The 17,431-nt window shown below is 72.5% G+C and carries 16 protein-coding genes; 4 read left to right on the top strand and 12 right to left on the bottom strand.

From position 1 onward, the window contains the following. Positions 1-43 precede the first annotated feature (43 nt). The 7 genes from ACZ6I1_RS17190 to hrcA form a co-directional block, all read right to left on the bottom strand. Positions 44-1,141 (bottom strand): PfkB family carbohydrate kinase, encoded by a 1,098-nt coding sequence (locus ACZ6I1_RS17190; RefSeq protein ID WP_469287907.1) that lies wholly within the window; start codon positions 1,139-1,141, stop codon positions 44-46. Between the two features lie 652 nt (positions 1,142-1,793). After that, positions 1,794-2,705, bottom strand: coding sequence for a ribonuclease Z (locus tag ACZ6I1_RS17195; RefSeq protein WP_469287909.1), 912 nt, complete (start codon positions 2,703-2,705; stop codon positions 1,794-1,796). A 2-nt stretch (positions 2,706-2,707) separates the two neighbouring features. After that, the gene (locus tag ACZ6I1_RS17200; protein WP_469287910.1) at positions 2,708-3,067 is read right to left on the bottom strand and encodes a histidine triad nucleotide-binding protein; all 360 of its coding nucleotides are present in this window, start codon (positions 3,065-3,067) and stop codon (positions 2,708-2,710) included. Between the two features lie 64 nt (positions 3,068-3,131). Continuing rightward, complete coding sequence (locus ACZ6I1_RS17205; protein WP_469287912.1) at positions 3,132-3,875, bottom strand: 16S rRNA (uracil(1498)-N(3))-methyltransferase; 744 nt, start codon at positions 3,873-3,875, stop codon at positions 3,132-3,134. After that, complete coding sequence (locus tag ACZ6I1_RS17210; protein ID WP_469287914.1) at positions 3,872-4,963, bottom strand: nitronate monooxygenase; 1,092 nt, start codon at positions 4,961-4,963, stop codon at positions 3,872-3,874. The genes ACZ6I1_RS17205 and ACZ6I1_RS17210 overlap by 4 nt, the downstream gene beginning before the upstream one ends. Positions 4,964-5,108: 145 nt before the next feature. Further along, the gene (gene dnaJ / locus ACZ6I1_RS17215; RefSeq protein ID WP_469287916.1) at positions 5,109-6,248 is read right to left on the bottom strand and encodes a molecular chaperone DnaJ; all 1,140 of its coding nucleotides are present in this window, start codon (positions 6,246-6,248) and stop codon (positions 5,109-5,111) included. Further along, positions 6,249-7,265, bottom strand: a complete 1,017-nt coding sequence (gene hrcA, locus ACZ6I1_RS17220; protein ID WP_469287918.1) for a heat-inducible transcriptional repressor HrcA — start codon at positions 7,263-7,265, stop codon at positions 6,249-6,251. A gap of 145 nt (positions 7,266-7,410) precedes the next feature. On the opposite strand from hrcA, the gene ACZ6I1_RS17225 reads away from it, so the two are divergent. Together ACZ6I1_RS17225 and ACZ6I1_RS17230 are read left to right on the top strand one after the other, a co-directional pair. Beyond that, the gene (locus ACZ6I1_RS17225; protein WP_469287920.1) at positions 7,411-8,136 is read left to right on the top strand and encodes an MBL fold metallo-hydrolase; all 726 of its coding nucleotides are present in this window, start codon (positions 7,411-7,413) and stop codon (positions 8,134-8,136) included. A 28-nt stretch (positions 8,137-8,164) separates the two neighbouring features. Then, positions 8,165-8,983 carry a DUF3097 domain-containing protein gene (locus ACZ6I1_RS17230; protein ID WP_469287922.1) on the top strand — a complete coding sequence of 273 codons (819 nt, stop codon included), beginning with the start codon at positions 8,165-8,167 and terminating at the stop codon, positions 8,981-8,983. A gap of 114 nt (positions 8,984-9,097) precedes the next feature. Here the strand turns inward: ACZ6I1_RS17230 and hemW are convergent, their stop codons facing one another. From hemW to lepA, 3 genes are all read right to left on the bottom strand, one after another. Next, positions 9,098-10,330 carry a radical SAM family heme chaperone HemW gene (gene hemW, locus ACZ6I1_RS17235; RefSeq protein WP_469287924.1) on the bottom strand — a complete coding sequence of 411 codons (1,233 nt, stop codon included), beginning with the start codon at positions 10,328-10,330 and terminating at the stop codon, positions 9,098-9,100. 205 nt (positions 10,331-10,535) lie between these two features. Continuing rightward, a complete protein-coding gene (locus ACZ6I1_RS17240) occupies positions 10,536-12,425 on the bottom strand; it encodes an AMP-dependent synthetase/ligase (protein ID WP_469287926.1) in 1,890 nt (629 codons plus the stop codon). A 238-nt stretch (positions 12,426-12,663) separates the two neighbouring features. Next, entirely contained in the window at positions 12,664-14,529 is a 1,866-nt protein-coding gene (gene lepA, locus ACZ6I1_RS17245) for a translation elongation factor 4 (protein WP_469287928.1), read from the bottom strand. A 198-nt stretch (positions 14,530-14,727) separates the two neighbouring features. Between lepA and rpsT the strand changes: the two genes are divergently transcribed. Continuing rightward, on the top strand, positions 14,728-14,994 hold the full coding sequence (gene rpsT / locus ACZ6I1_RS17250; RefSeq protein WP_052871690.1) for a 30S ribosomal protein S20: 267 nt from the start codon (positions 14,728-14,730) through the stop codon (positions 14,992-14,994). Positions 14,995-15,183: 189 nt separating this feature from the next. On the opposite strand, the gene holA is transcribed toward rpsT, so the two are convergent. Beyond that, positions 15,184-16,176: a DNA polymerase III subunit delta gene (gene holA, locus ACZ6I1_RS17255; protein WP_469287930.1), complete on the bottom strand. Its 993-nt coding sequence runs from the start codon at positions 16,174-16,176 to the stop codon at positions 15,184-15,186. Between the two features lie 76 nt (positions 16,177-16,252). Between holA and ACZ6I1_RS17260 the strand changes: the two genes are divergently transcribed. Beyond that, positions 16,253-16,495: a hypothetical protein gene (locus ACZ6I1_RS17260; RefSeq protein WP_469287932.1), complete on the top strand. Its 243-nt coding sequence runs from the start codon at positions 16,253-16,255 to the stop codon at positions 16,493-16,495. Positions 16,496-16,509: 14 nt separating this feature from the next. Here the strand turns inward: ACZ6I1_RS17260 and ACZ6I1_RS17265 are convergent, their stop codons facing one another. Then, a complete protein-coding gene (locus tag ACZ6I1_RS17265; protein ID WP_469287934.1) occupies positions 16,510-17,391 on the bottom strand; it encodes a YceI family protein in 882 nt (293 codons plus the stop codon). Positions 17,392-17,431: the final 40 nt, after the last annotated feature.

The raw sequence follows: 17,431 nt of genomic DNA on the forward strand, positions 1-17,431 counted from the left end.
CCAGCGGTACCCGAGCGCCCCGCAACCGGCGGGGGCGGCCCGGCTACGCCGAGTGCCGGAAGCCGATCGTGGGCACCGCCCTGCGCCGGGCCGCCGGGGTCGGGCCGTGCGGGATCAGGTCGTCGAGGAACGCGTACCGGCCGCGCAGCTCGGCGGGGGCGGTCCGCCACCAGTGGGCCACCTCCGGCCAGCCGGGGGCGGAGAGCGAGCCGCCGAACTCCTGGACCGACAGGGCCGCCGTCAGCCCCGCGAAGGCGAGGCGGTCCGCGAGCGGCCAGCCCGCCAGGGTGCCGGTGAGGAAGCCCGCCACGTAGACGTCGCCCGCGCCGGTGGGGTCCAGCTCCTCGACGGTGATTCCCGGGACCTGGGCCGTCTCGCCCGTCCGCCCGTCCACGGCGTACGAGCCCTCCGGGCCCATGGTCACCACCGCGATCGGCACCCGCTCGGCCAGGGCCCGGGCTGCCGCGCGCGGACAGTCGGTCCGCGTGTACCGCATGGCCTCGCCCGCGTTCGGCAGGAAGGCCTCGCAGTGCGCCAGGTCGGCCAGGGCCCCCAGGTCCCACCGCCCGCTCTCGTCCCAGCCGACGTCGGCGAAGACCCGCGCGCCGCGCCGGGCCGCTTCCGCGATCCAGGGCTCGCCCCGGCCGGGCCCCAGCGCGGCCACGGCCGCGCGGGCGCGCGGCGGGCACTGCGGGAAGGGTCCGGGGGCGGCCGGCGGGGGCGCCTCGTGGCCGTGGGAGATCATCGTGCGCTCGCCCTCGTAGGCCATCGAGACGGTGACGGGGCTGTGCCAGCCGGGGATGGTCCGCGACATGGAGAGGTCGATGCCCTCGCCCTGTTCGAGGGCGTCCCAGCAGTACTCGCCGTAGTGGTCGTCGCCGAAGGCCGCGGCGAGCGAGGTGCGCAGGCCGAGGCGGGAGAGGGCGGTGGCCATGTTGGCGACGCCGCCGGGGCTGGAGCCCATTCCGCGCGCCCAGGACTCCGTACCGCGCACCGGGGCCGAGTCGAGGCCGGTGAAGATGATGTCGAGGAAGACGGTGCCGGTCAGGAAGACGTCGCAGGCCGGTTCCTTGGGGTTGCGCAGCGGACCGAGCGGGTCCACCGCTGCCGCACGGCTGTCGACGTTGTCCCGACTGGTCACGGTGTACTCCCCGTTGGCTTGAAGGGTCGTTTCTTCCGAGGGCGTTCGGTGCGAGCGTTGTCGTCGGCAGGTCTCCGGTGGAGGCCCGCACGGAGCCAAACTCAGTGTGTCGCAGATCACTACAGGAATGCTCTCTTCCTGCTATCGAGCCACTTGATGCGCAGGGGACTCCTGTCACTCTGCGTCTGCGTCGCCGTCCACCGCGCGCAGGCCGACCCGCCCGCGGCTGTGGCGGCCGGGCGCCGTACCTGGCGCTGCCGCGGCTCGGGGTGGCAGGGACCGCCGTCCGCCGCGCGCCGGCCAGGCGGCTCCTCGGCACTCGAGGTGATCGATGACTCACGGGGCGTGGCCGGGCGGGCCGGGCGCAAACGGCAGCCGGGTCGCGTGGCCGGCGGGGGTCGCGCTGCACGCGGGCGGGCGGCTTGCCCACCGGCCCGGCGCGAGGGCGGGGTGGTGCCGCCTCGGCCGTCCTCGCAGCCGGGGCGGGTGCGCCGTCGGGGCCCGGAACTCTCCGTCGCGCACATCCCGTCCCGGCGCCGCCTCCGCGTCCTGCGGCGCTCTCCGGCCCCGCGCCCCGCTCCCGGGGCCGCCTTGAGCCGCCGTCAGCGGCCCGCGCGCCCCGAAGCGCCCCGAAGCGCCCCGCCGCGGAACCTCAGCGGCGCTTGGGGAGCGGCACGCGGACCAGGTCCGCGGCTACCGTCAGCTCGCCCTCGAACCCTGCCGCGCGGGCCTGCCGTTCGAACTCCGTGGGATCGGTGTAGCGCTGGGAGAAGTGCGTCAGCACGAGGTGCCGTGCCCCCGCGTCCCGCGCCACCCTCGCCGCCTGCCCCGCGGTCAGGTGCCCGTGCTCGGTGGCCAGCGCCGCGTCCTCGTCGAGGAAGGTCGACTCGATCACCAGCAGGTCGCAGCCCGCGGCCAGCTCGTCCACGCCCTCGCAGAGCCGGGTGTCCATGACGAACGCGAACCGCTGCCCCGGCTTCGGCTCGCTGACCTCCTCCAGCGTGACCGCGCCCAGCCGCCCCTCGCGCTGGATCCGGCCCACGTCGGGCCCCTTGATCCCGTGCCGGGCCAGCAGCTCCGGGATCATGCGGCGCCCGTCCGGTTCGGTGAGCCGGTAGCCGAAGGACTCCACCGGGTGCGAGAGCCGCCTGGCCTCCAGGACGTACGAGGCCCCGCGCGCCAGCTCCCGCATCCCGTCCCCGGCCACCGGCTCCTCGTCCAGCAGCACCGTCTCGCGGTAGGCCGTGGCGTACCGCAGCCGGTCGAAGAACTTCTGCCCCGAGGCCGGGTAGTGCGCGGTGACGGGGTGCGGGACCCGGTCCAGGTTGATCCGCTGGATCACCCCGGCCAGGCCGAGGCTGTGGTCACCGTGGAAGTGGGTGACGCAGATCCGGTTGATGTCGTGGGCGGCCACCCCGGCGCGCAGCATCTGCCGCTGGGTGCCCTCGCCCGGGTCGAAGAGGATGCCCTCGCCGTCCCAGCGGAGCAGGTAGCCGTTGTGGTTGCGGTGGCGGGTGGGCACCTGGCTGGCGGTGCCCAGCACCACGAACTCGCGTACGGACACGGTTATCCGGGGGGCCACTGGAGGCCGCGGCCGCCAAGGACGTGCGCGTGGGTGTGGAAGACGGTCTGGCCGGCGCCGGCGCCCGTGTTGAAGACGACCCGATAGCCGTGGTCGGTGATCTTCTCGTCGAGGGCGATCTGGCCGGCCTCGACGAGGATGTCGGCGGCGATGCCGGGTTCGGCCGCGGCCAGCGAGGCCGCGTCGGGGTAGTGCACCTTGGGGATGATGAGGACGTGTGTCGGCGCCTGCGGGTTGATGTCCCGGAAGGCGACGGTCGTCTCGGTCTCCCGGACCACGGTCGCCGGGACCTTCCCCGCGACGATCTTGCAGAACAGGCAGTCGGCCTGCGGTTCCCCGGCCATCGCTTCGCCTCCGTGTCGTTGATCGCTCCGGGCATCGTATCCCCGGAGCGCGACGGGAGTTCGGTCAGCTCCAGCGGCCGGTGCGGGCCAGGAGGACCGCCGTCGCCGCGGTGCCGGCCGTGGAGGTGCGCAGGACGGAGCGGCCCAGGCGGTACGGGCGGGCTCCCGCGTCGGCGAAGACGGCCAGCTCCTCCGGGGAGACCCCGCCTTCCGGGCCGACGACCAGCACGAGGGAACCGGCCGCCGGGAGCTCGGCCCCGGCCAGGGCCTCGGAGGGCGTGTCGCGGTCCTCGTGGAGGACCATCGCCAGGTCGGCGCCGGCCAGCAGGGCGGCCACCTGCTTCGTGGACATGGCCTCGGCCACCTCCGGAAAGCGGACGCGCCGGGACTGCTTGCCGGCTTCCCGGGCCGTGGCGCGCCACTTGGCGAGGGACTTGGCCCCCCGGTCGCCGCGCCACTGGGTGATGCACCGCGAGGCCTGCCACGGCACGATCGCGTCCACGCCCGTCTCGGTCATGGTCTCCACGGCCACTTCGCCCCGGTCGCCCTTGGGCAGGGCCTGGACGACGGTGATCCGGACCGCCGGTTCGGCTTCCTCGAAGACCCCGGACACGGTCACGACCAGCCGGTCCTTGCCCTCCGCCGCCTTCACGACCGCTTCGGCCCAGCCGCCCCGGCCGTCCGTGAGGACCACCGCCTCGCCCGCGTTCAGCCGCTTCACGGACACCGCGTGCCGGCCCTCCGGGCCGTCCAGGACGAACTCCGGCCCCGTCGGAACCTCTTCGACCACGAACACCGGGGCGGTCATGACGCACTCCTCATCTGCATTGCCTTCAACGTGCTCTGTGCCTCGGCCAGTTCGGCCGCCAGCACTTCCATCAGCTCCCCGGCCGGCAGCGCCCGCGCGAGCCGGTGCCCCTGCCCCGCCCACAGGGCCATGCCCTGCGGGTCCCCGGCCGCGGCGGCGGCTTTGCGCAGTCCCGAGGTCAGGTGGTGGATCTGCGGGTAGGCGGCGGGGGCGTACGGTCCGTGCTCGCGCATGAACCGGTTGACCAGGCCCCGCGCCGGCCGCCCGGAGAAGGCCCGGGTCAGCTCGGTCCGTACGAACAGCGGGTCCGTCAGCGCCTTCTTGTGGAGCGGGTCCGCCCCCGACTCCGGGCAGGCCAGGAAGGCCGTCCCGAGCTGGGCCGCCTCCGCGCCCGCGGCGAGCAGCGCGGCGATCTGCGAGCCCCGCATGAGACCGCCCGCCGCGATGATGGGGAGCGCGACCCCCTCCCGTACCTGGGCCACGAGCGCGAGCAGGCCCACCGACGCCGTGCCGTCGGCCTGCGGGTCGTCCCGGTGGGTGCCCTGGTGGCCGCCGGCCTCCACCCCCTGCACGCACACGGCGTCCGCACCGGCCTCCTGCGCGCGGCGGGCCTCCTCGACGGAGGTCGCGGTGACGACGGTGTACGTACCGGCCGTGCGCAGGGCGGCCAGGACCGCCGGGGCGGGGCAGCCGAAGGTGAAGGAGACGACCGGGACCGGGTCCTCCAGGAGGATGGCGAGTTTGGCGTCGTAGCCGTCGTCGCAGGTGCCGATGATGTCCTCGTCGGCCAGGGAGATCTCGTACCAGCTCGCCTCGCCGGCCAGCTGCCCGCGGTACGCCTCGACGGCGGCCGGGTCCACGTAACCGGTCTGCGGCATGAAGAGGTTCACGCCGAACGGGCGCCGGGTGAGCGCGCGCACCTGCTTGATCTCCTGGTACATGCCGTCGGCGGTCTTGTACCCGCCGGCCAGGAAGCCCAGTCCGCCCGCCTCGCACACGGCGGCGGCGAGCGGCGGACAGGAGGCGCCGCCCGCCATGGGGGCCTGCACGATCGGATAAGCGCAGAGACCGTTCGGTGCCGAGGACATGCACTGCATCGTGCCATGTCCCGCTCAGCGGACCGAATCACGGCATTCGCCTGGCATAGTCCGCTTCCCGGCGCGGCCGGAACACATAGGGCGAGCCCGGCCGGGGACATCCCCGGCCGGGCTCGTCGACAAAGGTCGCAGGCGGTCAGCGGCCGTTGAAGGCGTCCTTCAGGCGGCTGAACAGGCCCTGCTGGCCCGGCGCGAACTGGCCGGTGGGCCGCTCCTCGCCGCGCAGCTTCGCCAGCTGGCGCAGCAGTTCTTCCTGCTGGGTGTCCAGCTTGCCCGGGGTGGTCACCTCGACGTGGACGATCAGGTCGCCGCGCCCGCCGCCGCGCAGGTGGGTGACGCCGCGCCCGTGCAGCGGGATCGACTGGCCGGACTGGGTGCCGGGCCGGATGTCGATCTCCTCCATGCCGTCGAGCGTCTCCAGCGGGCACTTGGTGCCCAGGGCCGCCGCCGTCATGGGGATGGTGACCGTGCAGTGCAGGTCGTCCCCGCGCCGCTGGAACGTCGGGTGCGGCAGCTCGTGGATCTCCACGTACAGGTCGCCGGCGGGGCCGCCGCCGGGGCCGACCTCGCCCTCGCCCGCGAGCTGGATGCGGGTGCCGTTCTCGACACCGGCCGGGATCTTGACGGTGAGGCTGCGGCGGGACCGGACCCGGCCGTCGCCCGCGCACTCGGGGCACGGGGTCGGGACGACGGTGCCGAAGCCCTGGCACTGCGGGCAGGGGCGCGAGGTCATGACCTGGCCGAGGAAGGACCGGGTGACCTGCGAGACCTCACCGCGGCCGCGGCACATGTCGCACGTCTGGGCGGAGGTGCCGGGGGCGGCACCCTCTCCGGAGCAGGTGGTGCAGACGACGGCCGTGTCGACCTGGATGTCCTTGGTGGTCCCGAAGGCCGCCTCGTCCAGCTCCAGGTCCAGGCGGATCATGGCGTCCTGGCCGCGCCGGGTCCGCGAGCGCGGGCCGCGCTGCGAGGCCTGGCCGAAGAAGGCGTCCATGATGTCGGAGAAGTTGCCGAAGCCGCCCGCTCCGAAGCCGCCCGCTCCGCCGCCGCCCCCCGAGGAGGACAGCGGGTCGCCGCCGAGGTCGTAGACCTGCTTCTTCTGCGGGTCCGAGAGCACCTCGTAGGCCGCGTTGATCTCCTTGAAGCGCTCCTGCGTCTTCGGGTCCGGATTGACGTCCGGGTGGAGTTCACGCGCGAGGCGGCGGAAGGCCTTCTTGATCTCGTCCTGCGATGCGTCGCGGCGCACGCCGAGAACGGCGTAGTAGTCCGTGGCCACTTACGACTCCGCCAGGATCTGTCCGACGTAACGTGCCACTGCGCGTACCGCTCCCATCGTTCCGGGGTAGTCCATGCGGGTCGGTCCGACCACGCCGAGTTTGGCGACCGTTTCGCCGCCCGAACCGTAACCGACCGAGACGACCGACGTGGAGTTCAGCCCCTCGTAGGCGTTCTCGTGCCCGATCCGTACGGCCATTTCCGATTCATTGGCCTCGCCCAGCAGCTTGAGGAGCACGACCTGCTCCTCCAGCGCTTCGAGCACCGGCCTGATCGTCAAGGGAAAATCATGTCCGAAGCGAGTGAGATTGGCGGTGCCGCCGATCATCAGCCGCTCTTCGGCTTCCTCGACCAGGGTTTCGAGGAGCGTCGCGAGCACGGTGGACACCGTGCCGCGGTCGTCCGCCTCGAAGGACTCGGGGAGGTCCTGGACGAGCGGGGGCACGTCGGTGAACCGGCGCCCCACGACCCTGCTGTTGAGCCGGGCCCGCAGATCGGCCAGGGAGGTCTCCCCGAAGGGGCTCGGGCAGTCGACCAGCCGCTGCTCGACGCGCCCGGTGTCCGTGATCAGTACGAGCATCAGGCGCGCGGGGGCGAGCGAGAGCAGCTCCACGTGCCGGACGGTCGAGCGGGTCAGGCTCGGGTACTGGACGACGGCGACCTGCCGGGTCAGCTGCGCGAGCAGCCGCACGGTGCGGCCGACCACGTCGTCGAGGTCGACGGCGCCGTCGAGGAAGTTCTGGATGGCCCGGCGCTCGGGCGTCGACAGCGGCTTGACTCCCGCCAGCTTGTCGACGAACAGGCGGTAGCCCTTGTCGGTGGGGATCCGGCCGGCGCTGGTGTGGGGCTGGGCGATGTAGCCCTCGTCCTCCAGCACGGCCATGTCGTTGCGCACGGTGGCGGGCGAGACGCCGAGCCGGTGCCGCTCGGTGAGCGCCTTGGAGCCGACCGGCTCCTCCGTCCCGACGTAGTCCTGGACGATGGCGCGCAGCACTTCGAGTCTGCGTTCGCTGAGCATCGCGCACACCTCCAGCTGTGGTCCGTTGCCTGTTCGCTGCCTGTTGACTGGCACTCTGGCCGTTCGAGTGCCAGAGAACCCCCGCTCAGTGTACGGCCGGGTAGTAAGACCCTGGCAAGGGAGGCCCGCCAGGTAGCGTCTCGGTATGGACGTGCGTTGGGAAGAGGCGGGCTGGGAAAGGCTGACCGGGCGGACCGGACGCCTGCGGCTGCCGGTGTGGGACTGCACGGCGGGACTGGTGGTGGGCGACGATTCCGTCCTCCTCGTCGACCCCGGTTCGTGCCTGCGCGAGGGCGCGCGGCTGCGGGCGGAAGCCGAGCGGCTGACCGGCCGGCACGTGACCCATATCGCATTCACGCACGGCCATTTCGACCACGTCCTGGGCGGGGCCGCCTTCTCCGGGGCCGAGGTGTACGGGGCGGTCGGGCTGGACGCGCTGCTCGCCACGGGCCGCGAGGAGCTGCGCGGGGACGCGGTGCGGCACGGCCTGGCGGAGGCGGAGGCCGCGGAGGCCGCGGACCTGATGGTGGTGCCGAAGCACCTGGTGTCGGGCGAGTGGACGCTGGAGCTGGGCGGGGTACAGGTACTGCTCGCCAATGTGGGCCCCGGCCACACGCGCCACGATCTGGCGGTCTTCGTGCCGGGCGAGCGCGAGACGGTGTTCTGCGGGGACCTCGTCGAGGAGTCGGGCGACCCCTCGGCCGGCCCGGACGCGGTGCCCCGGCAGTGGCCGGCGGCCCTGGACCGGCTGCTGGCACTGGGCGGGGACGACGCACTGTACGTGCCGGGTCACGGAGCGGTGGTCGACGCGGGCTTCGTCCGTGCGCAACGCGCCACACTGGCCGCCCGTTTCGGCGTGTCGCAACCGTGACCGCCGCGCCTCTCCTACGCTCGGCCGGATGCGCGAGTACTCCCCCGACCTGACCCCCCAGTGGAAGCGCCCCAAGGCCGTGCCGGAGGTGGCGGCGGAGCCCGATCTCGTGGTCGAGGTGGCCGGTACGGACTTCTGCGGCGCGGTGGTGGCCTGCGAGGCGGGCACGGTGACCCTGGAGGACCGCTTCGGCAAGCGGCGGGTGTTCCCCCTGGAGCCGCGGGGCTTCCTGCTGGACGGGGCCGTGGTCACCCTCACCCGGCCCGCGCGCGGGCCGTCGGCGCCGCGGCGGACGGCCTCGGGCTCGATCGCGGTGCCGGGGGCGCGGGCGCGGGTGGCGCGGGCCGGGCGGATCTACGTGGAGGGCCGCCACGACGCGGAGCTGGTCGAGCGGGTCTGGGGCGACGACCTGCGCATCGAGGGCGTGGTGGTGGAGTACCTGGAGGGCATCGACGACCTCCCGGCGATCGTCGCCGACTTCGCCCCGGGCCCGGACGCCCGCCTGGGGATCCTGGTGGACCACCTCGTCCCCGGCTCGAAGGAGTCACGCATCGCGGCGTCGGTGACCTCCCCGGACGTGCTGATCGTGGGCCACCCGTACGTGGACGTCTGGCAGGCGGTGAAGCCGTCCGCCCTGGGCATCCCGGCCTGGCCGTCGGTCCCCCGCGGCCAGGACTGGAAGACGGGCGTCTGCCGCGCCCTGGGCTGGCCGGACAACACCGGCGCCGCCTGGCAGCACATCCTGTCCCGGGTGACGTCCTACAAGGACCTCGAACCCACCCTCCTGGGCTCGGTGGAACACCTGATCGACCACGTCACGGCGGATTCCAGCCCCGCCGGCGTTTGAGGCGCGGGGTCCGGGGCGGAGCCCCGGGAAGCCGGCCCGCAGGGGCAGTGCCAGCCCTCCGGCGTGCGAGGCGACGCGGGTCCGGGGCGGAGCCCCGGCAGCCGGCCCGCGGGGCTAGTCCACCAGGTCCCGGACCACCGCGTCGGCGAGCAGCCGCCCCCGCAGGGTCAGTACGGCCCGCCCCGCCCCGTACGGCCCCGCCTCGAGCAGTCCGTCCGCGAGGGCCTTGCGGGACGCGGCCAGCCCCGCCGGCGCGAGCAGCGACAACGGCACCCCGTCCACCAGGCGCAGCTCCAGCAGGATCCGCTCGACCCGGCGGTCCTCCTCGGACAGGAGCTCGCGGCCGGCCCCGGGGGACCGCCCCTCCGCCAGCGCGGCGGCATACGCGCCCGGGTGCTTGACGTTCCACCACCGCACCCCGCCGACGTGCGAGTGCGCGCCGGGCCCCGCGCCCCACCAGTCGGCGCCGCGCCAGTACAGCTCGTTGTGCAGGCAGCGCCCGGCCTCCGAGGAGGCCCAGTTCGACACCTCGTACCAGGAGTACCCGGCGGCCGCCATGACCTCGTCGGCGATCAGGTACCGGTCGGCGTGCACGTCGTCGTCCGTCATCGGGACCTCGCCCCGGCGGATCCGCCGCGCCAGCTGGGTGCCCTCCTCCACGATCAGCGCGTACGCCGAGACGTGGTCGGGTCCGGCGCCCAGCGCGGCGGCGAGCGACGCCCGCCAGTCCTCGTCCGATTCCCCCGGCGTCCCGTAGATCAGGTCCAGGTTGACGTGCTCGAAGCCCGCCGCCCGCGCCTCCGCCACGCAAGCCTCCGGGCGCCCGGGGGTGTGCGTACGGTCCAGCACCTTCAGGACGTGCTGCTTCGCGCTCTGCATGCCGAAGGAGATCCGGTTGAAGCCGCCGGCGCGCAGCTCGGCCAGGTACTCGGGGTTGACGGACTCCGGATTGGCCTCGGTGGTGATCTCCGCGTCCTCGGCCAGGCCGAACTCGTCCCGGATCGCCGCGAGCATCCGTACGAGGTCGCCGGCGGGCAGCAGCGTCGGAGTGCCGCCGCCCACGAACACCGTCCGCACGGCCCTCGGGTCGTCACCGAGCACCTTGCGGGCGAGGCGCACCTCGTCGATCAGGGTGTCGGCGTAGTTCTCCCGCGAGGCGAGCACGCCGCCGGTGCCCCGCAGCTCGGTGGCCGTGTAGGTGTTGAAGTCGCAGTACCCGCACCGGGTGGCGCAGTACGGCACGTGCAGGTAGAAGCCGAGCGGCCGGTCCCCCGCACCCTCCAGGGCGTGCGACGGCAGCGAGCCGTCTTCGGGCATGGGGTCACCGTCGGGCAGTGCGGAAGGCATAGCTCCATCATCCCGCACCCGCCGGGGCCGCCCACCCCGCACAGACCGGCCCCGACGGCATTGGAGGCGCGGGGTCCGGGGCGGAGCCCCGGCAGCCGGCCCGCAGGGAGGGGCGGCCGGGCGCACCCCGACCCCCGGGCCACCCGGGAAGGGCACGGCCCGCGGGGCGGTCCGCCGCCCCGCCCCGCCGGGCCCGCGGCAGGCGTCAGGCCTCGCGCGCGCCCTCGTACATCTCGTCGATCAGGTGCTTGAACTCACGCTCGACGACCGGGCGCTTCAGCTTGAGGCTGGGCGTGAGGTCGCCGTGCTCCACGTCGAGGTCGCGCGGCAGGATCCGGAACTTCTTGATCGTCTGCCACCGCTGGAGGCCCTCGTTGAGGGTCTGGACGTAGGTCTCGATCAGGCGGTTGGTCTCCGGCGCGGCCAGGACCTGCCCGTACGTCTTGCCCTCGAGTCCGTTCTCGGCCGCCCAGCCCATGATCGACGGCTCGTCGAGGGCGATCAGGGCGGAGCAGAAGTTCCGGTCGGCGCCGTGCACGACGATGGTCGACACGTACGGGCAGATCGCCTTGAACCGGCCCTCGATCTCGGCCGGGGCGACGTACTTGCCGCCCGAGGTCTTGATCAGGTCCTTCTTGCGGTCGGTGATGCGCAGGTAGCCGTCGGCCGAGAGCTCGCCGATGTCGCCCGTGTGCAGCCAGCCGTCGGACTCCAGCACCTCGGCGGTCTTCTCGGGCTGCCCGTGGTAGCCCTGCATGATGCCGGGGCCGCGCAGCAGGACCTCGCCGTCGTCGGCGATGCGGACCTCGGTGCCGGGGAGCGGCTTGCCGACGGTGCCGGTGCGGTAGGCCTCGCCCGGGTTGACGAAGGAAGCGGCGCTGGACTCGGTCAGGCCGTAGCCCTCGAGGATGTGGATGCCGGCGCCGGAGAAGAAGTAGCCGATGTCGGGCGCGAGGGCGGAGGCGCCGGAGACGGCGGCGCGCAGGTTGCCGCCGAAGGCCTCGCGGAGCTTGGAGTAGACGAGCGTGTCGGCGATCTTGTGCTTGGTGGCGAGGCCGAAGGGGGCGGTCGCCCGACCGGTGCGGCGGAAGTTGTCCTGGGTGACCTTGGCGTACTCGCGGGCCACGCCGACCGACCACTGGAAGATCTTGTACTTGGCCCCGCCGCCGGCCCGGGCCTTCGCGGCGACGCCGTTGTAGACCTTCTCGAAGATGCGCGGGACGGCCGCCATGTACGTCGGCTGGACGACCGGCAGGTTCTCGATGATCTTGTCGATGCGGCCGTCGACGGCGGTCACGTGGCCGACCTCGATCTGGCCGGAGGTCAGCACCTTGCCGAAGACGTGGGCCAGCGGCAGCCAGAGGTACTGGACGTCGTCCTTGGTGATCAGGCCGGTGGCGACGGTGGCCTTGGCCATGTACGACCAGTTGTCGTGCGGCAGCCGGACGCCCTTGGGGCGGCCGGTGGTGCCGGAGGTGTAGATGAGGGTGGCGAGCTGGTCGGCGGTGATGGCCGAGATCCGCTCCTTGACCGCCTCGGGGTGCTTGGCGAGGTACTCCTTGCCGCGCGCCTCCAGATCGGCGAGCGAGAGCACCCAGCCCTCGGGGTCGCCCTCGGCGGCGACCGCGTCGGCGCTCTCCACGACCACCACGTGGGAGAGGTTCGGCAGGTCGGCGCGGCGCTCGCGCGCCTTGGCCAGCTGCTTGCCGTCCTCGGCGATGAGCACCCGGCTCTCTGAGTCCGCCAGGATGTACGCCGATTCCTCGGCGTTCGTGCTGGGGTAGATGGTGGTGACCGCGCCGCCGGCGCACATCACGCCGAGGTCGGCGAGGATCCACTCGACCCGGGTGTTGGAGGCGAGCGCGACCCGCTGCTCCGGCCCCAGCCCGAGGTCGATCAGCCCGGCGGCGATGGCGAAGACCCGCTCGGCCGCCTGGCCCCAGCTCAGCGACTTCCAGTCGTCGGGGCCCTGGCCGCCGGCCGCGGGCACCGGATACCGGTACGCCTCCGCATGGGGCGTGGCGGCCACGCGCTCAAGGAAGAGGGCCGCCACCGAGGGCGGGCGGTTCTCGATCAAGGTCTGTGTGTCGCTCACGACATCCTCCGGACCGGACCACGCTGCAGTGCGTGGGCGTGGGGCGCTTGGCGGGGCGCATCGGGACAGGCGGGGTTTGAGACGTAACCAGCAGGTGACTGGCGAGTAACCGTCGAGCAGTGATCAGACTAGAGGCCGTCCGCCGCCTGCGTAAGAGCCCGCAAGCGGCCGGTTCATAACGAAAGAGGCCCCCACGCCGGAGCGTGAGGGCCTGCTTCCGCGGCGGTCGCGGGCGCCGCTACTTCTTCTTGCCGCCGGACTCGTCGCTGGAGAGGACGGCGATGAAGGCCTCCTGCGGGACCTCCACGGAGCCGACCATCTTCATCCGCTTCTTGCCTTCCTTCTGCTTCTCCAGCAGCTTCCGCTTACGGGAGATGTCACCGCCGTAGCACTTGGCGAGGACGTCCTTGCGGATGGCGCGAATGGTCTCGCGGGCGATGACGCGGGATCCGATCGCGGCCTGGATCGGCACCTCGAAGGCCTGCCGCGGGATGAGCTCGCGCAGCTTGGCGACGAGGCGCACGCCGTAGGCGTAGGCGGCGTCCTTGTGCGTGACGGCGGAGAAGGCGTCGACCTTGTCGCCGTGCAGCAGGATGTCGACCTTGACCAGGCTGCCGGACTGCTCGCCGGTGGGCTCGTAGTCCAGGGAGGCGTAACCGCGCGTCTTGGACTTCAGCTGGTCGAAGAAGTCGAAGACGATCTCCGCGAGGGGGAGGGTGTAGCGGATCTCGACCCGGTCCTCGGAGAGGTAGTCCATGCCGAGCAGGGTGCCGCGGCGGGTCTGGCACAGCTCCATGATCGCGCCGATGAACTCGCTGGGCGCGAGGATCGTGGCCCGCACCACCGGCTCGAACACGTCCGAGATCTTGCCCTCGGGGAACTCGCTCGGGTTGGTGACGGTGACTTCCTTGCCGTCCTCCATGACCACCCGGTAGACCACGTTGGGCGCGGTGGCGATCAGGTCGAGGCCGAACTCGCGCTCCAGGCGCTCGCGGACCACGTCCAGGTGGAGCAGGCCGAGGAACCCGACGCGGAAGCCGAAGCCGAGCGCCGCCGAGGTCTCCGGCTCGTATACGAGGGCGGCGTCGTTGAGCTGCAGCTTGTCCAGGGCCTCGCGCAGGTCCGGGTAGTCCGAGCCGTCGAGCGGGTACAGACCCGAGAAGACCATCGGCCGCGGGTCCTTGTAGCCGCCGAGGGCCTCGGTCGCGCCGTTGTGCAGGCTGGTGATCGTGTCACCGACCTTGGACTGACGGACGTCCTTCACGCCGGTGATGATGTAGCCCACCTCGCCGACGCCGATGCCGTCGGCCGGGGTCATCTCCGGGGAGGAGACACCGATCTCCAGCAGCTCGTGGGTGGCGCCGGTGGACATCATCCGGATGCGCTCGCGCTTGTTGAGCTGGCCGTCGACCACACGGACGTAGGTGACCACACCGCGGTACGAGTCGTAGACCGAGTCGAAGATCATGGCGCGGGCGGGGGCGTCCTTGACGCCGACCGGGGCCGGAACCGTGGCCACGACCTTGTCGAGCAGCGCTTCCACGCCCAGACCGGTCTTCGCGGAGACCCGCAGGACGTCCTCGGGCTGGCAGCCGACCAGGTTCGCGAGCTCCTCCGCGAACTTCTCCGGCTGGGCCGCCGGCAGGTCGATCTTGTTCAGCACGGGGACGATCGCGAGATCGTTCTCCATCGCCAGGTACAGGTTGGCGAGCGTCTGCGCCTCGATGCCCTGCGCGGCGTCCACCAGCAGGATCGTGCCCTCGCACGCGGCGAGGGAGCGCGAGACCTCGTACGTGAAGTCGACGTGCCCGGGGGTGTCGATCATGTTGAGGATGTGGGTGCTGCCCTGAGCCTCGCCGGTGGTGGGCGCCCAGGGCAGTCGGACCGCCTGGGACTTGATCGTGATGCCGCGCTCACGCTCGATGTCCATGCGGTCGAGGTACTGGGCGCGCATCTGCCGCTGGTCGACCACACCGGTGAGCTGGAGCATCCGGTCGGCAAGCGTCGACTTGCCGTGGTCGATGTGCGCGATGATGCAGAAATTGCGGATCAGCGCCGGGTCGGTACGGCTCGGCTCGGGCACGTGGCTGGGGATCGCGGGCACGCAGTGTCCTGATTCTCGGTCGCAGTCGGAACTCGGAACGAAGCCCGAGTCCTCCCATGGTCCCATGGACGGGGCAGTGCGCTCGGTTTGGGCCGCCAGGAGCGTGCCTGGTAGCCTGGGCAGCTGTGTCTCGTATGCCCTCTCAGCTGTCGAGGCACAATCCGAAGAACAAAACTCTGAACCTGAAAAGGCTCTTTCGTGGCGAACATCAAGTCCCAGATCAAGCGGAACAAGACGAACGAGAAGGCGCGCCTGCGCAACAAGGCCGTCAAGTCCTCGCTCAAGACCGCGATCCGCAAGGCCCGCGAGGCCGTCGTCGCCGGTGACGTCGAGAAGGCCACCGTGGCTTCCCGCGCCGCCGCGCGTGCGCTCGACAAGGCTGTCTCGAAGGGTGTCATCCACAAGAACGCCGCCGCCAACAAGAAGTCGGCGCTGGCCTCCAAGGTTGCCTCCCTGCAGGGCTGAGCTCTCGATGTGAATCGCCGGTAAGGACCCAGCGGGCCCTCTCTTCCGCTCCTTCACCGGCACACCGCGCCGCACGCGGCCTGCGTTCGCCACGCGGGTGCGGCGCAACCCAAGCAGTGCAGCAGTGACCGAAGGCCCCGGCCTCCGCCCTTCCCCAGGGTGGCGGCCGGGGCCTTCGCGTACCGGCTGTCAGCGGCGCTGGGGGCGGGCGGCGCGGGCCACGGCCACGACCGCCTTCTCCAGGGCGTACTCGGGATCGTCGCCGCCGCCCTTGACCCCCGCGTCGGCGGCGGCCACGGCGCGCAGGGCGTCCGCGACGCCGTCCGCCGACCAGCCGCGCATCTGCTGGCGGACCCGGTCGATCTTCCAGGGCGGCATCCCCAGGTCCCGGGCGAGGTCGCCGGGGCGGGCCCCGCGCGGGGCGGAGGCCAGCTTGCCGATCGCCCGCACGGCCTGGGCCAGGGCGCTCGTGATCAGGACCGGCGCCACTCCGGTGGACAGCGACCAGCGCAGCGCTTCGAGAGCCTCCGCCGCACGTCCTTCGACCGCCCGGTCCGCGACGGTGAAGCTGGAGGCCTCGGCCCGGCCCGTGTAGTAGCGGCCGACCACGGCCTCGTCGATGGTGCCCTCGACGTCCGCGCACAGCTGCGCCGCCGCACTCGCCAGCTCCCGAAGGTCGCTGCCGATCGCATCGACCAGGGTCTGGCACGCCTCCGGGGTCGCCGACCGGCCCAGGGTGCGGAATTCGCCCCGTACGAAGGCCAGCCGGTCCGCCGGCTTCGTCATCTTGGGGCAGGCGACCTCCCGGGCGCCCGCCTTGCGCGCCGCGTCCAGCAGGCCCTTGCCCTTGGCGCCGCCCGCATGGAGGAGGACGAGGCTGATCTCCTCGTAGGGCGCGTCGAGGTACGCCTTCACCTCCTTGACGGTGTCGGCGGACAGGTCCTGGGCGCCGCGCACGATCAGGACCTTGCGCTCGGAGAAGAGCGACGGACTCGTCAGCTCGGCCAGCGTGCCGGGCTGGAGCTGCTCGGAGGCGAGGTCGCGGACGTCCGTGTCGGCGTCGGCGGCGCGGGCGGCCGCCACCACCTCCCGTACGGCACGGTCGAGCAGCAGGTCCTCCTGCCCCACCGCGAGGGTGAGCGGGGCAAGCGGATCGTCGGTGGAGTTCTTCCTGGTGGCCATCGGCTCCAGCATCCCACGCCGCACTGACAGTCCCGGGCCCCGCGGCCCTACTGACCCGATACGTGAGAATGGTCGCGTGAACCTGCGCCATGTACTCGTCCTGCCCGACCGCGACGCCGCCGAGGAGGTGGCGCAGGAGGCCGTCGACCGCTTCGGACTCCCGGAGGAACCCCAGCTGGTGCGCGACGCCCTGGCCGGTGAGGACGACGCCGAGGACGCCCAGTGGCTGGTGGTCGTCGAGGATCCGGGGGAACGGCTCGACGCCACCGTGCTGGACGCCCTCGCCGCCGAGTACGAGGGCTGGCTGGAGGCCCCGTAGGCGTCCCGCCGGGCTCAGGCCTTGTGGACGATCTGCACGTCCAGCGCCACTTCCACGCTCGACCCGATCGCCGCGATGCCGTGCGCCAGCACCGACTGCCAGTTCAAGGTGAAGTCCTCGCGGTGCAGTTCGGTGGTGGCCCGGCAGGCGGCACGCGGCTCGCCTTCCAGGCCCGTGCCCTGGCCCAGGTACTGGGTGTCCAGGGTGACGGAACGGCTGACCCCGTGGAGGGTGAGGGCGCCCGCCACGGTCCAGCGGCTGCCGCTGCGGTGGATGAACCGCTCGCTGTAGAACTCCACCGTCGGGTACCGGGCCGCGTCCAGGAAGTCCGCGGACCTCAGGTGGTCGTCGCGCAGGCGCAGCCCGGTATCGATGCTCGCCGCGTCGATGATCACGTGCATGGAGGAGTCCTCCATGCGGTCGGCTATCCGTACCGCGCCGGCGAACGTGCTGAACCGGCCGCCGATCCGGGCGAATCCGATGTGCCGGGCCGTGAACGCGATCGAGGAGTGCGTCGGGTCGAGCTCCCAGTGGCCGGGCTGCGGCAGCAGCGGCGGCTCCACCGCGTCGAGGACGATCTCCCCGGTGCCGGGCTGCGCCGGGTCCCCCACCAGCGTCGCCCCGTGGAACGGCGCGTACCCCTCGGCGGTGACGGAGAGCCGGTACTCGCCCTCCGGCACGACCGCCGTGAACCCGCCGTACGGATCGGTCACGCCGCTGACGATCCGGCGCCCGATCGGGTCGGTCACCTCGAACGCGGCCTGCCTGATCGGCTGGTGGACGGTGTCGAGGACCCGGCAGCTGAGCAGACCCGCCGTCGGCGGCAGGGTCAGTGTCGCGGATGAGTGCGGGCTGGAACTCCCGACCGTCTCCATCCCCCGTCGACGTCCGAACATGGCTGGTGCACCCCCGTGCTGTGTGGACTTGGACCGCTCT

This window comes from Streptomyces sp. NPDC046303, assembly GCF_055588085.1.

Excerpts from the sequence above, each read along its gene's own strand:
- ACZ6I1_RS17200 (WP_469287910.1), bottom strand. The coding sequence starts at position 3,067 with ATGGCCGGGGAACCGCAGGCCGACTGCCTGTTCTGCAAGATCGTCGCG.
- ACZ6I1_RS17205 (WP_469287912.1), bottom strand. The coding sequence starts at position 3,875 with ATGACCGCCCCGGTGTTCGTGGTCGAAGAGGTTCCGACGGGGCCGGAG.
- ACZ6I1_RS17210 (WP_469287914.1), bottom strand. The coding sequence starts at position 4,963 with ATGTCCTCGGCACCGAACGGTCTCTGCGCTTATCCGATCGTGCAGGCC.
- hrcA (WP_469287918.1), bottom strand. The coding sequence starts at position 7,265 with ATGCTCAGCGAACGCAGACTCGAAGTGCTGCGCGCCATCGTCCAGGAC.
- ACZ6I1_RS17225 (WP_469287920.1), top strand. The coding sequence starts at position 7,411 with ATGGACGTGCGTTGGGAAGAGGCGGGCTGGGAAAGGCTGACCGGGCGG.
- ACZ6I1_RS17230 (WP_469287922.1), top strand. The coding sequence starts at position 8,165 with ATGCGCGAGTACTCCCCCGACCTGACCCCCCAGTGGAAGCGCCCCAAG.
- hemW (WP_469287924.1), bottom strand. The coding sequence starts at position 10,330 with ATGCCTTCCGCACTGCCCGACGGTGACCCCATGCCCGAAGACGGCTCG.
- holA (WP_469287930.1), bottom strand. The coding sequence starts at position 16,176 with ATGGCCACCAGGAAGAACTCCACCGACGATCCGCTTGCCCCGCTCACC.
- ACZ6I1_RS17265 (WP_469287934.1), bottom strand. The coding sequence starts at position 17,391 with ATGTTCGGACGTCGACGGGGGATGGAGACGGTCGGGAGTTCCAGCCCG.